Raw genomic sequence first — 13,628 nt, forward strand, 5'->3', positions numbered from 1 at the left:
GTCCTGCGACATGAAGAAGATCACGCCGAAGCCGACCATCGCCACCGCCAGCAGCAGGTTCAGCCAGTGCTGGCCGGGGAACACCACCGGCGCGCCCTGGAACACGCGGAACTTGTAGCGCCCGGCCAGCTTGCCGAAGGCGATCACCGAACCGGAGAAGGTGATGGCGCCGACAAAGCAGCCGATGAACAGCTCGATCCGGTTGCCCAGCGGAATATCGTTCGAACCGACCGGCGCGATGCCGAATGCCGCAGGCTCCGCTACCGCGGCCACCGCGATGAACACCGCCGCGAGACCGATCAGCGAGTGCATCGCCGCGACCAGCTCGGGCATCCTGGTCATCTGCACCTTGCGCGCCACGTAGGCGCCGATGCCGCCGCCGACCACCAGCGCCGCCAGGATCAATGCCAGCCCGCTGCCGGTGTTGCCGGCCTCGCCCGCGCCCGCCAGCACCTCGTTCTTCAGCTTCAGGATCAGCGCCACCGTGGTCAGCGCGGCCACCAGCATGCCCGCCATGCCGAAGGCATTGCCGCGCCGTGCCGTGGTCGGGTGCGACAGCCCCTTCAGCGCCTGGATAAAGCAGACCGATGCCCCCAGGTAGGACAGCGTCACCAGATTCATCGACAGGCCGTTCATCGCGCCACCTCCGCCAGCTTCCCGCCCGTCTGCGCGCTGTCCTGCGGCTGTAGCTTTGGTGCCTTCTTGCGGAACATCTCCAGCATGCGCTGCGTGGCCAGGAAGCCGCCGAACACATTGACCGCCGCCAGCGCCACCGCCAGCGTGCCCATGGCCCGGCCGACATTGCCTTCGGTCAGTCCTGCGGCCAGCATCGCGCCGACGATGATGATGGCCGAGATCGCATTGGTCACCGCCATCAGCGGCGTATGCAGCGCGGGCGTGACGGTCCAGACCACGTGGTAGCCCACGTAGATCGCCAGGACAAAGATGATCAGGTTGATCACCGTGTGGCTAACCATTTCCATCGATATCTCCTTGATTGCCGGTTCAGCTGGCCAGCGCCAGTTGCTCGCGCCGCGTCATCAGGCAGGCGGCGACGATGTCGTCTTCGAGGTTGAGCGTGTACTGGCCATCCTTGTCGACGACAAGCTTGAGGAAATCCAGCACGTTGCGCGCATAGAGCGCCGAGGCGTCGGCCGCCGCTTCGATCACCGCGCCCAGGCGCTTGGCGGTGGCAATCGCCTGCAGGCCGGCGACGCCGGCGCCCAGGATCAGCACCCGCGCGGCCTTGACGGTGCCGGCGGCGGTCATCAGCATCGGCATGAAGCGCTGGTAATGGTGCGCGGCCACCAGCACGGCCTTGTAGCCGGCGATGTTGGCCTGCGACGACAGCACGTCCATGCTCTGCGCGCGCGCGCATAGCCGCCCACGCCCTGCGCGATCTCGCGCTCTTCGTCGGTCAGGAACGGCACGTCGAGGAACTTGCCGCCCAGCGATTCGATCTGCTCCTTGACTGCGGGACGGACGTCGGACGCTTCGATCACCGCGCCCAGCCGCTTGGCGGTGGCGATCGCCTGCAGGCCGGCGACGCCGGCGCCCAGGATCAGCACGCGCGCAGCCTTGACGGTACCGGCGGCGGTCATCAGCATCGGCATGAAGCGCTGGTAGTGGTGCGCGGCCACCAGCACGGCCTTGTAGCCGGCGATTGCGGCCCGGGATCAGCGCGGTGGTGATGACGATGTCGGCCTGGATCGCGCGCTGGTGCACCAGCTCGGCCTGGCGCGTCATCCAGTCCGGCGGCATCGGGCGCGCATAGCCGCCCACGCCTTGCGCGATCTCGCGCTCTTCGTCGGTCAGGAAGGGCACGTCGAGGAATTTGCCGCCGAGCGATTCGATCTGTTCCTTGACCGCGGGGCGCACGTCGGAGGCTTCGATCACCGCGCCCAGGCGCTTGGCCGTGGCGATCGCCTGCAGGCCGGCGACGCCGGCGCCCAGGATCAGCACGCGCGCGGCCTTGACGGTGCCGGCGGCGGTCATCAGCATCGGCATGAAGCGCTGGTAGTGGTGCGCGGCCACCAGCACGGCCTTGTAGCCGGCGATGTTGGCCTGCGACGACAGCACGTCCATGCTCTGCGCGCGCGTGGTGCGCGGCGCGGCCTCGAGCGCGAAGGCGGTCACATTGGCAACCGCCATGCGCGCGTTGTTCTCGGCATCGAAGGGATTGAGCATGCCCACCAGTACGGCCCCCGGCTTCATCTGTGCCAGTTCCGCGTCGTCCGGCGCGCGCACCTTGAGCACCAGCTGTGCTCCCAGCGCTTCGGCAGCGGTGCCGATGGTGGCGCCGACCGCTTCATACGCGCCATCGGGCTGACTGGCGCGAACGCCGGCGCCGGCCTACACGACCACCTTGTGGCCCTGGGCGACGTACTTCTTGACCGTCTCGGGGGTGGCGGCGACGCGAGTTTCGCCGCGTAGTGTCTCCAGCGGAATACCAATTTGCATATCAATAAATTCCCTTGCACCGAAAGCCCGCCAGAAGGCCGAACCCCGGCTCGGTTCCTTAGTAATCCTTAGTAATGCGACTCCCCATTTAGCGGGATGCCCTGGCGTCAGGCCCGTATGACAGCTTCGGAAGCGCGGTGCCGACAAACCTATGCCGCTGGAGCCCCCTGGATGCAGGTCATCGCGCCTGCTTCTGCAGGTACTTCCAGGCCATCGCAGCCATCGGCCGGGCCAGCTTTCCCGCTTCGAGCGCCTGCGCCGACGCCGCCGTGCCATCCACCACGCGCTTCATGATCCCCTGCAGGATGCCTGCGGTTCGGAACATGCTGAACGCGAGATAGAAGTTCCAGTTCCCCGAGATCTTGCACCCGGTGCGCTGCTCATACGCGTGGCGGTAGGCCGCTTCATCCGGGATCCCCAGGCTGCCCCGGTCGATGCCGCCCATGCCGCGCAGCGGCCCCGGAGAAATGTGCCAGTTCATGCAGTGATAGCTGAAGTCCGCCATCGGATGGCCGAGCGTCGACAGCTCCCAGTCGAGCAGCGAGAGTACGCGAGGCTCGGTGGGATGGAACATGAGGTTGTCGAGCCGGTAGTCACCGTGCACGATGCAGACCTGCTCCTCCGCTTCCCCCGGGATCTGGTCGGGCAGCGATGCAATCAGTGCATCCATCGCCGGAATCGATTCGGTTTCAGACAGCCTGTACTGCCTGCTCCATCGTTCGATCTGGCGGAAGAAATAGTTGCCGGGCTTACCGTAGTCCGCGAGACCGATGGTTTTGTAGTCCACGCGATGCAGTGCCGCGATCACGCGATTCATCTCATCGTAGATCGCCGTACGCTCGCTGTTGCTCATACCAGGCAGCGCAGGATCCCATAGCACGCGGCCATTGACGAATTCCATGATGTAGAAAGCACGGCCGATGACGGCTTCGTCCTCGCATAGGGCATACATCCTGGCCACGGGCACTTCAGTGCCGGCAAGCGCTGCCATCACACGAAACTCGCGCTCGATGGCGTGCGCGGACGGCAGCAGCTTTGCCTTCGGCGCCGGCTTGGCGCGCATGACGTAAGCCTGGCGCGGCGTAACCAGCTTGTAAGTGGGGTTGGACTGCCCACCGCTGAACCGCTCGACGGTCAGCGGGCCGGCAAAGCCTTCCACATGGCGCGCCATCCAGGCTTCAAGTCCGGCCGGGTCAAAGCCCAGTGTCTCCTTTGCCGGCTGCGTGCCGGCGAACGCTGAAGAAGCATTGCTCATCCGGTCGCCCCGTTCATTGAAGCGCCGGCATGGGAGCCAGCGACTCCGCATCCTTCTCTGCGCGATCCAGCGCGCAGTACGCGTAATACAGCTCGACACACAAGAACGACCACGTCAGGCAAGCGAGGGTAAAGAAGATCAGGTGTTGCTCGTCATCGCCGGGAATTGTGTGGAAATCGTAGATGCATGCAATGGCTTGCCCGGTCAGCAGGACCATGAATACGCCAAATGCATGCCAGCCTTCCCCGGCGCTGAGCAGCTTCCAGGCAAACCAGGCCAGGTACACCGAAAATACCGACCACATCACCACATAGAAATACGGCCTTGGCTGCGCCAGCGCGTCGACTGACAACAACACGGCCGTCCCCGCGATCGCTCCCGCGAAGAGCACGACATCCATCAGGATGGACGGCTTGTAGCGATGCGTAACGGACATCAGTCCGGCCAGGGCAACCACGGGAATGCCGAAGCCCCGTGAGAACGCATCGCAAAAGTACGAGATGCCATACGAGACCTGCACGCCGCCCAGGGCGAAAAGCAGGAAATTAGACGCCGAGAAGGTCACGACCAGCCATTCAAAGCCGAGCAGGTAGTTGCGCTTCCCGAGGAACTTCAGGCCGTGGATCAATGACGTCACCACGAGGACGAACATGGCAAAACAGAGAAGATAGAGATTACGGTCCATCACGACTCCCAAGGCTCGATTTGCAGGTTTGGATTGTTCATGGCTTTTGCGGCGCCAGGCTGGCGAGATAAGTGGCCATCGCCTTGCGGTCCTCCGGTGACGCCGCCGCAGCCACGCTTTTCATCACCCCGGTCGGTTCGCCGCGCGTGCCGGTGGCAAACGCATCAAACTGCGCCAGCAGATACTCGTAGCCCTGGCCCGCGAGGCGCGGGAACTGGTCGCGCCCAATCAGTTGGCTGCCGTGGCACGCGGCGCAGTTTCCCGACGCCACCAGCCGCTTGCCCTTCTCCAGCAATCCGGCATCTGGCGTGAAGTAGCGGTTGGCGCCGGCTGGCTGCCTGGCGAAGTGGCCGGCAAGATCGTTGATCTCGGTCTCGCTCATCGTCCTGGCCAGTGGACCCATGATCGGATCGGACCGCTCCCCTCTGGCGAACTTGTGAAGCTGGGCCGCCACGTATGGTGCCGGCTGGCCCGCCAGGCTCGGATAGCCCTGGTGCAGCGAATTGCCCCTGGCGCCGTGACAGCCGATGCAGGCGTCGGACACGCGCGGCCACGGGCTGCCATCGGTCTCATACGCGGCAGCCGACGCCGTGATATACCGGTCGAGGCGATAGATCCCAAGGAGGTCGCCGCCGAACCATGCGAGCAGCCCGGCGACGGCGATCGCGGGAACGCCCAGCCATATGCATTTCTTCATTTCCGTCTCCTAAGCGCGACGCAAGGCATTGAGCACCTGGAGGGCGGCCTGATGGCCAGAGCGCACGGCGCCGTCCATGTAGCCGGCCCAGATCTCGGCCGTCTCGGTGCCCGACCAGATGAGCTTGCCGCAGGGCGGCCGCAATGCCTCGCCGTGAGCGCTCCAGAAGCCCGGCGGAATGGCCGAGACACAGGTGATCGTCCAAGGATCGGCACGGCCCCAGTCATGATCGTGGTATGACACCGGCGACAAGGCCTCGCTGCCGAAGGCCCGCGCATAGATCTCTGCCAGAAACCGTTGCGCCGCCTTGTGATCCGAGGGGACCGATGCATTCGAGATGAAGGCATTGATGACGCCGATCTCGCCCCCCGGGGGAGAGTTGTCGAAGGCCCACAGAATGGGCCCGTCGACCTGGAAGATGTGTCCGTTCAATCCCTTGTCGCGCCAGAACGGACGGGAATAGACCATCGCCGTCTTCCGCGCCGGCGAATGGGCGGGCCAGGCGCGCTGCAGCGCGGCGCGCTTCTCCGGCAGCGGCGGATCGAATTGCACCTGCTGGCACAAGGGTGGACTCAGGGCCATGATGACCTGGCGTGCGCGCACTTCGCCCTGGTCCGTGTGCAGCGTCACGACCTCGCGGTCCCAGTCCGAGATGCGCCGGACCGGGCTCGACAGGCGCACCCTCTTCCCCAATGCCTGCGCCATCCTGACGCAGAGGACCTGCGAACCACCGACAAATCGTGTTTCCTGGGCGCTGTGCTTGATGCTGTCCAGCTGCATGTAGTCGCAGGCGGCCGAGTTGATCATTGACAGGAAATGGAGCATTCCCATTTTTGCCGGCATCACGCCGCCGGAAAGCGCGATGCTCGCATTCCACCCCGTCCGGTCCTCGGGCTTGATGGCCTGCTTCGCCAGCCAGTCGCCAACCGACAGCTTGTCCAGTTCCGCGACCTTCGCGGATTTCCACGGCGCGCCCGACGGCACGTCCCGCGAGAGCTTGCTGAGCTTGCCACCGATTGCCTCATCGCTGCCAAACGTGCCCTTCAGGTCGACCTCCAGCCGGCCGTCACCACCGAGGACGACCGTCTTCCCCTTGTAGTAGCTGGGAAACGTGCCCACACCGAGTTCGCGCGCCAGGTCGGCCACCGCCGTCTGGCCGGGGCCGATCCACTGTCCCCCGACCTCGGAAACGTGTCCGGAGCCCACGTCGTAGTTAAGCATCCGCCCACCCACGCGATTGCGCGCTTCCAGCACGACAAAGGACTCGCAGCCAGCCTGGCGCAAGTCCCTCGCGGCAGTCAGGCCCGACAGGCCCGCGCCGATGATGGCGACGTCCAGAACGTCTTCAGGCGTGCGGCCCCTGGCTGCCTTGGCCAGCCCCGGGCCCAGGCCGACGGCCCCTGCCGCCGTGGAGGCGCCCGCCATCTTCAGCAAGTGCCTTCGCTGTGTGTTTACGGAAGTGTCGGAGGACGAAATCTTGCCCATAGTGCTTTGATGTTTGCTGTCATCTCATTGCGGGTCGAGTGCGAACCTGCGCACGCCCTTCCCGCTTCTCATGCTTCTGTGCCTGACTGCCCAGACGAGCCCACGCAGCGCCTGTTGATCGGCCTGCTGGACTGCGGCCGTACACTGCTCCAGGACTTCCTGCTCCGGGAACAGCATGAGTTCGGCTGCGCTGCCCAATACCAGCGCGATATCGAATGGCGAGCCTGTCGCGAGCGCGTGCCGCAGAAGGCTCGACAAGCGGCGCTCGATGGCGGCGCCGTCCGCGGCGTCCATTCGAATCCTTGCCACCGATGCCCGGATGAAGTGGAGCAATTCACTGGGACCAGGCCGTAGCCCCAGGGCTGTCGCGCCCGAGCAGGAACTTGACTTCATCGCGGCATTCCCATGCAAATGGCTGATTGGTCTGGCGCGCTCCGGCCGCCCGCTGCGACGGCCGGTATCCGGCACTTGACCTGGGCGCCTAATCCCGCGCCCACCCGTTCTGGTAGAGGCGCCCGGCCAACACGCCCAGCCGCGACGTAAGCACGTAGTTCTCCCCGTCCTCGATCAGCGCCGAGCGCGCATCGCGGAACAGCTTCTCGATCGGGAACTCGCGCGTCGTACCGTTACCGCCGAAGAGCTGAAATGCCTCGTGCGTGATCTTCATGGCTTCCTCGGTGACGCTGACCTTGGCCTGCGCGGTCGCATACGGGTGGCTTTGTGGCGACAGGCGCGCGAACGCCAGGCTGCGGCGGGCGATGGCACGTGCCATCTCGAGCCGTCGCAGCATCTCGCCCACGCGCAACTGGGTCATCTGGTGTTCCAGCAGCAGCGCCCCGCCCTGCTTGCGCTCATGGCAATAGGAAAGCGCAAGCTCGAACGCGGCGCGGGCCGCACCGACGAAGACCTGGCACATGTGCGTACCGGCGAACGACCATGTCGAAGCCAGGTTGCCGAGGTATTCGTCCTTCAGCGCAACGGCGAAGCGCCTGGGCGCCCTGACGTTGTCGAAATAGATCTCGCCCTGAGGCAGCGCACGCTGGCCGATCTTGTCCAGCGGCTTGCCGCGCGAGATGCCCGGCAGGTCGAGCGGCAGGATCAGCCCGATGCCGTTGGTAAACGCGCCGTGCTCGTCCGTGCCGTGGAACCCGTCGCCATAGTCCGCCGCCATGTAAGCGAGCGCGACCTGCGCCACCGACCCGTTCGACACCCATGCCGAGCTCTGTCCGTTGATGACGATCTCGTCGGCACCGACCCTGGCGGTCACGTTGCCAACTGGCTGCTTTCCGCCCGCGCTCAGTTCTTCGCGGTAGAGGATCGCGGCATCGGAGCCGCGGTCAGGCTGCGTGTTCATCCAGCAACCGATCTTTCCGGTGCACATGTCGATCAGTTCCTGATTGCGGAGCGACTGCGCCATCGTCAGCGGCATGGTCGCCGCGCCGAGCGAAACGGCCAGGCCCGAATCCCCCCAGCCAAGCTCTTCGCCGATCAGCGACTCGATGCGCACTGCAACCTCCGGCGGGAACTGTGCGATGAGTTGCGGGTCGAGACCGAGCTTCGCGCTCTCCATCATCGCCGCCCAGTACGGAGAACCCGGAGCGATGACGTCCTCGGGCGCCATCCGGTCGAGTTCCCGTCCGATCGGTCGCAGCACATCACGCGCAAAACGATGGACGGTCTGCTGGATTGCGTTTTCCTCTTCGCTCAGCGGCGTCTCGAATCCGGTCGGGCCGACTACGGGCAACGCAGCGGTCTTGTGCAATCGAATCATTCTGGGTCTCCTCCTGTCGTGGAAGCATGCGTGGCGGCTTGCCGCGGATACGGCACGCCTGTCGTCTATCGTCTATCGTCTATCGTCTATCGTCTATTTAGTAGAACACCATACAAAACGTAGGTCATGTTGCCAAACACACGGGCGAAAAAAAAGACAGGGTATTCCCTGCCTTCTGGCGTTCGCGCGCCGCGGCGCCGCGTTGCCGCAGCTAGCCGGCCACTTCGGTCGACCGCTCCTTGAATATGATCTGCTCGACAGCGGCCCGATATGCCGCGTCGAGCCCGCGCGAATCACGCTTGCGCCGTCCCGCGCCGAGCTGCAGCGCCAGCCCGTCGGCCAGCGCGATCAGTAGCGAGGCAACGTGCAGGCTGTCGGCCGTTTTCAGTTCCGGATTGATCGACCGCACCAGTTCCGCAATGCCGCGCGTCAGCGTGTCATACCATTCCTCGTACATCCGGGCGCACTCGGGATCGGTCGATGACAGCGAGACGAAGTGCCACCATAGCGCCGCGTCCTTGACATTCCGCGCATCGCTGAGCGTCTTTTCCAGCAGTGCGTCGAGGGATTCGCGCGGCGAGACACGGCTGTCCAGCGCGCGCTTGAGGTCCTCGAGATAGGCGTCGATGATCGGGGCCATGATCGCCCGCAGCACGGCCTGCCTGGTCGGAAAATAGTACTGGAGATTGCTGATGCTGATCCCGGCGCCGAGGGCGACGGCACGCAGCGAGAAGTCCAGGCTGCCGCCCTCGAGCAACAGCTTCCTGGCAACGCGAACGATGGCGTTGCGCGTGCGCAAGCCCTGGGCCCGCAAGCTGTCGGGGTCGGCTCCCGTGGCGGCTGCGCTCGATGCGCGCCGCTTCCTGGTGGTGCGCTGCTCCATGGGCACTGTCATCCTGTCTGCCTTGATCCAGGGCTTTTCAGCCCTTTGTAAACGATCGCGCCAGCGGTAGGCTGGGCGGGCATCATTATATCTGACGCCCGTCGACGCGCGTGCCGCCCGGCTCGCTTCGGCAGCGGCTTACCTCCTTTGTCCTGGCTGGAACGGAAATGGTCGGCGAGCGCTATGACAGCGCGGCGTAGCGTGCCTTGCGGTTCACCCGATCGTCCAGCATGTTGGCCACGCCCAGCGCGGAATTGACGGCGCACCATTGCAGCGGTTCGGGCAGTGTCGAGGGCGTCTTGTGGTGCAACGCCGATAGCAGCGGATGTCCCGCGCCACGTATCCGTTCGGCCAGCAGCAGTCCCATCAGCGACTGGGTACCTACACCATGCCCGGAACACCCGGCGGCATAGAGGATGTTCCGGTCGGCGCCGGCCTCGCCGACCACGGGCAGCGCATCGTAAGCAAGGCTGATGTACCCGCTCCAGCATGACCGGATGGCAACGTCTCCCAGCGTGGGGAACCGCTCATGCAGCGTCTTGGCCAGGGCACGGTAAGAGGCTTCGTCCGGCACATTGGGTGTCTGCGCACCATAGACGTAGCTCAACCGCTTTGTCGTCAGTACGAGCGTGTCGCGCGCTGTCAGCCGATGGCTTTCCATGGTCCAGTGCGAGGTCACGATGCCTTCGCGCCGCGGCCAGCCCAGCGACGCCAGTTGCGCCGGGGACAACGGCTCAGTCTCGATGGCCGACACCCGCAGCGGCATGACCTTGTTCCGCAGCAGGCCGAGTTGCGGCGTATAGGCGTTGGTTGCAAGCACCAGGAACGGCGCGCTCGCACTGCCCTTCGGAGTCCGCACCCGGACGGTGGGGCCTCCGTCCCAGGACAACACCGGCGTACTCTCATAGAGTTTCACGCCCGCGCGCAGCGCCGCGCGCCGCAGCCCCAGCACATACTTGCCGGGATCGAGCGTACCGCCTCGAGGGGCATGGCAGCCGAACAGGAACGCCGGCGGGATGCCGCGGGCCCGCATCGCGGCGTGATCCAGAAACTCCCCGGGAGAGCCAAGTTGCACGCCGGTACGCATGCTCCTGCGCAGCTTCCTTTCCTGGGACGGATGGACGCCTGCGCGGATGATCCCCGAGGCATTGTAGTCGCAGTCGATCGCGCACTCTGCAAGCTTGCGCTCCACATAGTCGACGCCTTCATCGTAGAAGCGCACGATATCCCTGGCCTGCTCTTGTCCCACGCGCTTGAGAAACAGGTCGTACTCCAGCCCCTGCCCACCCGCGAGATAGCCCGCGTTGCGCCCGCTCGCGCCGAAGCCGGCGAACTCGCGTTCGAGGACGATCACCTTCGCCCCGCGCGCGGCAAGCTCCAGCGCGGTGGACAGTCCGGCAAAGCCGCCCCCGGCAACGACCACGTCCGCGCTGACGTCGCCTTCGAGTTGCGGCTGCAGGTCATCCGGGCGCTCCACCCAGCCTCCCAATGGCCGATACGCCTGTCCGCCTCGCCAGTTGAACCCGTCCATACCTGCTCCCTTACTCCTTGCTCAAAATATGGATTGCCAGCGCCGCCTCTTCGACGCCCTGCAAGCCGCCACCGTTCTCCTGAATCGCGTGACGCGCGCCGCCAACCTGTCGCGCACCCGCTTCCCCACGCAGTTGCGTGACCAGTTCGTAGAGCTGGCCAATACCTGTCGCACCGAGCGGATGGCCCTTGGATTCGAGGCCGCCTGACGTATTGATCGGAATGCGCCCGCCGATTGTGAATTCCCCGCGCTCCGCTGCCGGCCCTCCCTGGCCGGGCGGCGCCAGTCCCAGGTTTTCGGCCTGGATGATCTCCCCCATCGCCGAGGCATCGTGTACCTCTGCCACGTCGATATCTTCCGGGCCCAGGCCGGCCTGCTCATAAGCCTGAAGCGCGGCGAAGCGGCCGATATTCTTCTCCGGCTCGTCGATGCGCCGATGCGTAAAGCTGCGGATCACGCTCGCCGCGATCCGGATGCAGCGACTGCGATCGGCGCCGATGCGCCGCAGCCCCGCTTCCGTGCAGAGAATTGCCGCCGCGGCACCGTCCGAGACCGGCGCGCACATCGGCAGCGTGATCGGATAGGTGATCGGCGGCGCGGCGAGCACCTCTTCGATCGTAAACGCCTGGCGGAACTGCGAATGCGGGTTGTGCACCGAATGCCCGTGGTTCTTAGCCGATACCGCCGCAATCTGCCGCTGCGTCGTGCCGTAGGTCTTCATGTGATACCGGCACATCGCGGCATAGATCCTCATGAAGCGGCTATAGGGCCGGTCGGATTCCGATCCCGGCGGCGGCTCGATGCCTTCTCCCAGCTTCGCCAGCGTCGCGAAGTTCTCCTCGACGCGGGATACGTCCCATCCCGCCTCGAACAAGGCGAACGACTTCGCCTTGTCAGCGACGTTCATCTTCTCCGCGCCAAGTGCCAGCGCGACGTCGCAACTGCCTGCCCTGAGGTGCTGTACTGCAAGATGCACCGCCGTGCTGCCGGACGCGCAGGCGTTCTCGATGTTGAACACCGGAATGCCCTCGATGCCGATCTTGCTGAACACGACCTGGCCAGGGATCGACAACTGCCCCTGAAGCTGGCCATTGGTGATGCCGGAGTAGAAAGCCGCACCGATGGCGTCGGCACTGCAGCCGGCGTCCTGCAAGGCGTCGCGTAGCGCGGCACCGGCGAGGCTCTCGATGCTCAGGTCGAAATGCCGGCCGAAGACGGTCATCGCGATGCCGGCGATGTAAATGTTGCTCATGTCTCTTTTCCTCGGAGCCTGGTTCAGATCTTGCGTTGCTGGCCCTGCCAGTACTGTTCTCTCAGATCCTTCTTCAACACCTTCCCGACCGGGCTTCGCGGCAGTGCAGCGACGAATTCCACGCTCTTCGGCGCCTTGACCGAGCCGAGCCTGCCCTTGCACAGCGCGACCAGTTCGTCGGCGCTCACCTCGTAGCCCGCGTTGAGCTCCACCACGGCCTTCACCGCCTCGCCCCACTTCTCGTCGGGCACGCCGATCACCGCGCAGTCCTGTACGGCCGGATGGGACCAGATCACCTGCTCGATTTCACTCGGATAGACGTTGAAGCCGCCGCTGATGATCATGTCCTTCTTGCGGTCGGTGATATGGAGGTAGCCCTGCGCATCGAGATGGCCGATGTCGCCGGTGTGCAGCCAGCCGTCGACGATCGTCTCCGCGGTCTTTTCGGGCGCCTTGTAGTAGCCCTTCATGACGAGGTCGCCGCGCACGCAGATCTCGCCGGTCTCGCCTTGCGGCAGGACTTCGCCGTGCTCGCCCATGATCTCCACGCGGATCAGCGGGTTGGGACGGCCGACCGAGGACAGCCGTTCGTCGGACGCCAGTTCGCCACCGACAAAATGCTCGGCCGGCGTCAGGTAGGAGATCGACGCCGGGGCTTCGGTCTGGCCGTAGCCGCCAGCCATGACCGGGCCAAACACCTCGATCGCGCGCTTGAGCTTCTCCACCGACATGGGCGCAGCCCCATAAAGGAAGCACTTGAGCGATGAGAAATCCTGTTTCTCGATCCCCGGAATGTCCAGCAGCCGGTAGATCACCGTCGGCGGGAGGAAGAACTCGGTAACCCGGTGCTTCGCAATCGCGCCGATCAAGGCTGCAGGGTCTGGCTTCGGTAGCACGACCACCGTACCGCCGCGGGCAGTGCAAGGCAGCGACAGCATCCCGGCGGTATGCGTCATCGGCGCTGCGGCAAGATTCACCGGGCGCTCGTCGCCCTGGTAGGGGTACGCCATCATGAACTGCGCGAAGTAGGTCTGGTAAGCGCGGTGCGTGTTCATCACGCCCTTCGGCGCGCCGGTCGTCCCGCCCGTTGCCGACAGGGTCACGATGTCGTCCATGCCGTAATCGATGCGCGGCGCGCTCGAGGCCTGGTCCCCGCTCCACCTGGACAGCGATGGCGCCCACGGCAGCGCGGCATCGACACACACCCAGAGCCTGACCTTCGGCAGCCGGGGACGCAGCGCCTCGATCACCGATGCGAACGCTTCCTGGAAGAACAGCACTTCGCAGTCGAATGCGTCAAGAATGAACTGGTTCTCCTCGGGCGCGTTGCGCCCGTTGACGGGGATGTACGCCATCCCCGCTCGCCACAGCCCCAGCGCGCAACTCCAGGCAGTGACGTCGTTGTCTGCCCAGACCGCCCCCTTGGTTTCCCTGCCGAAGCCTTCCGCCAGCAGCCCGTTGGCGATGCGGCAGGAAAGCTCGCCAATCTCCCGGAACGAGTAGCTGCGCTCGCCCTGGATATAGGCAATGCCGTGGGGATTGATGCGCAACCCGCGGTCAAAATAATCAATGATTGCCATTTCTGGTAGTCCTCTGAATCTGTGACGCA

General features: G+C 65.1%; 12 protein-coding genes and 2 pseudogenes. All 14 read right to left on the bottom strand.

Features of this window, described 5'->3' with window-relative positions:
- A partial coding sequence (locus tag ACAD63_RS17890) for an NAD(P)(+) transhydrogenase (Re/Si-specific) subunit beta (protein ID WP_434033083.1) occupies nucleotides 1-636 on the bottom strand: 636 nt, incomplete at its 3' end.
- Entirely contained in the window at nucleotides 633-983 is a 351-nt protein-coding gene (locus ACAD63_RS17895; RefSeq protein ID WP_434033084.1) for an NAD(P) transhydrogenase subunit alpha, read from the bottom strand. The genes ACAD63_RS17895 and ACAD63_RS17890, both read right to left, overlap by 4 nt.
- Before the next feature lie 22 nt (nucleotides 984-1,005).
- Nucleotides 1,006-1,371, bottom strand: a pseudogene (locus tag ACAD63_RS17900) (hypothetical protein); the annotation flags it as partial.
- Between the two features lie 294 nt (nucleotides 1,372-1,665).
- A pseudogene (locus ACAD63_RS17905) lies at nucleotides 1,666-2,460 on the bottom strand (NAD(P)(+) transhydrogenase (Re/Si-specific) subunit alpha); the annotation flags it as partial.
- A 178-nt stretch (nucleotides 2,461-2,638) separates the two neighbouring features.
- Complete coding sequence (locus ACAD63_RS17910; RefSeq protein ID WP_434034014.1) at nucleotides 2,639-3,715, bottom strand: phosphotransferase; 1,077 nt, start codon at nucleotides 3,713-3,715, stop codon at nucleotides 2,639-2,641.
- A gap of 13 nt (nucleotides 3,716-3,728) precedes the next feature.
- Nucleotides 3,729-4,400 (bottom strand): hypothetical protein, encoded by a 672-nt coding sequence (locus ACAD63_RS17915; RefSeq protein WP_135706660.1) that lies wholly within the window; start codon nucleotides 4,398-4,400, stop codon nucleotides 3,729-3,731.
- A gap of 37 nt (nucleotides 4,401-4,437) precedes the next feature.
- Nucleotides 4,438-5,097 carry a c-type cytochrome gene (locus tag ACAD63_RS17920; protein ID WP_434033085.1) on the bottom strand — a complete coding sequence of 220 codons (660 nt, stop codon included), beginning with the start codon at nucleotides 5,095-5,097 and terminating at the stop codon, nucleotides 4,438-4,440.
- Nucleotides 5,098-5,106: 9 nt separating this feature from the next.
- Nucleotides 5,107-6,582 (bottom strand): flavin monoamine oxidase family protein, encoded by a 1,476-nt coding sequence (locus ACAD63_RS17925; protein WP_434033086.1) that lies wholly within the window; start codon nucleotides 6,580-6,582, stop codon nucleotides 5,107-5,109.
- Nucleotides 6,583-6,606: 24 nt separating this feature from the next.
- Nucleotides 6,607-6,876, bottom strand: a complete 270-nt coding sequence (locus ACAD63_RS17930) for a hypothetical protein (RefSeq protein WP_240746100.1) — start codon at nucleotides 6,874-6,876, stop codon at nucleotides 6,607-6,609.
- A gap of 187 nt (nucleotides 6,877-7,063) precedes the next feature.
- Nucleotides 7,064-8,353, bottom strand: coding sequence for an acyl-CoA dehydrogenase family protein (locus tag ACAD63_RS17935; protein WP_434033087.1), 1,290 nt, complete (start codon nucleotides 8,351-8,353; stop codon nucleotides 7,064-7,066).
- Nucleotides 8,354-8,564: 211 nt separating this feature from the next.
- Nucleotides 8,565-9,236 carry a TetR/AcrR family transcriptional regulator gene (locus ACAD63_RS17940; RefSeq protein WP_135706665.1) on the bottom strand — a complete coding sequence of 224 codons (672 nt, stop codon included), beginning with the start codon at nucleotides 9,234-9,236 and terminating at the stop codon, nucleotides 8,565-8,567.
- Nucleotides 9,237-9,417: 181 nt separating this feature from the next.
- Nucleotides 9,418-10,767: an NAD(P)/FAD-dependent oxidoreductase gene (locus ACAD63_RS17945; RefSeq protein WP_135706666.1), complete on the bottom strand. Its 1,350-nt coding sequence runs from the start codon at nucleotides 10,765-10,767 to the stop codon at nucleotides 9,418-9,420.
- 10 nt (nucleotides 10,768-10,777) lie between these two features.
- The gene (locus ACAD63_RS17950; protein WP_434033088.1) at nucleotides 10,778-12,019 is read right to left on the bottom strand and encodes a thiolase family protein; all 1,242 of its coding nucleotides are present in this window, start codon (nucleotides 12,017-12,019) and stop codon (nucleotides 10,778-10,780) included.
- A gap of 23 nt (nucleotides 12,020-12,042) precedes the next feature.
- Entirely contained in the window at nucleotides 12,043-13,599 is a 1,557-nt protein-coding gene (locus ACAD63_RS17955; protein WP_135706668.1) for an AMP-binding protein, read from the bottom strand.
- Nucleotides 13,600-13,628: the final 29 nt, after the last annotated feature.

The sequence above is a fragment of the Cupriavidus sp. a3 genome (assembly GCF_051015765.1).
In the GTDB taxonomy this organism is placed as follows: Bacteria; Pseudomonadota; Gammaproteobacteria; order Burkholderiales; family Burkholderiaceae; genus Cupriavidus; species Cupriavidus oxalaticus_A.

Coding starts and splice junctions, on each gene's coding strand:
- ACAD63_RS17895 (WP_434033084.1), bottom strand. CDS start 983: ATGGAAATGGTTAGCCACACGGTGATCAACCTGATCATCTTTGTCCTG.
- ACAD63_RS17910 (WP_434034014.1), bottom strand. CDS start 3,715: ATGAGCAATGCTTCTTCAGCGTTCGCCGGCACGCAGCCGGCAAAGGAG.
- ACAD63_RS17915 (WP_135706660.1), bottom strand. CDS start 4,400: ATGGACCGTAATCTCTATCTTCTCTGTTTTGCCATGTTCGTCCTCGTG.
- ACAD63_RS17920 (WP_434033085.1), bottom strand. CDS start 5,097: ATGAAGAAATGCATATGGCTGGGCGTTCCCGCGATCGCCGTCGCCGGG.
- ACAD63_RS17925 (WP_434033086.1), bottom strand. CDS start 6,582: ATGGGCAAGATTTCGTCCTCCGACACTTCCGTAAACACACAGCGAAGG.
- ACAD63_RS17930 (WP_240746100.1), bottom strand. CDS start 6,876: ATGGACGCCGCGGACGGCGCCGCCATCGAGCGCCGCTTGTCGAGCCTT.
- ACAD63_RS17935 (WP_434033087.1), bottom strand. CDS start 8,353: ATGATTCGATTGCACAAGACCGCTGCGTTGCCCGTAGTCGGCCCGACC.
- ACAD63_RS17940 (WP_135706665.1), bottom strand. CDS start 9,236: ATGGAGCAGCGCACCACCAGGAAGCGGCGCGCATCGAGCGCAGCCGCC.
- ACAD63_RS17945 (WP_135706666.1), bottom strand. CDS start 10,767: ATGGACGGGTTCAACTGGCGAGGCGGACAGGCGTATCGGCCATTGGGA.
- ACAD63_RS17950 (WP_434033088.1), bottom strand. CDS start 12,019: ATGAGCAACATTTACATCGCCGGCATCGCGATGACCGTCTTCGGCCGG.
- ACAD63_RS17955 (WP_135706668.1), bottom strand. CDS start 13,599: ATGGCAATCATTGATTATTTTGACCGCGGGTTGCGCATCAATCCCCAC.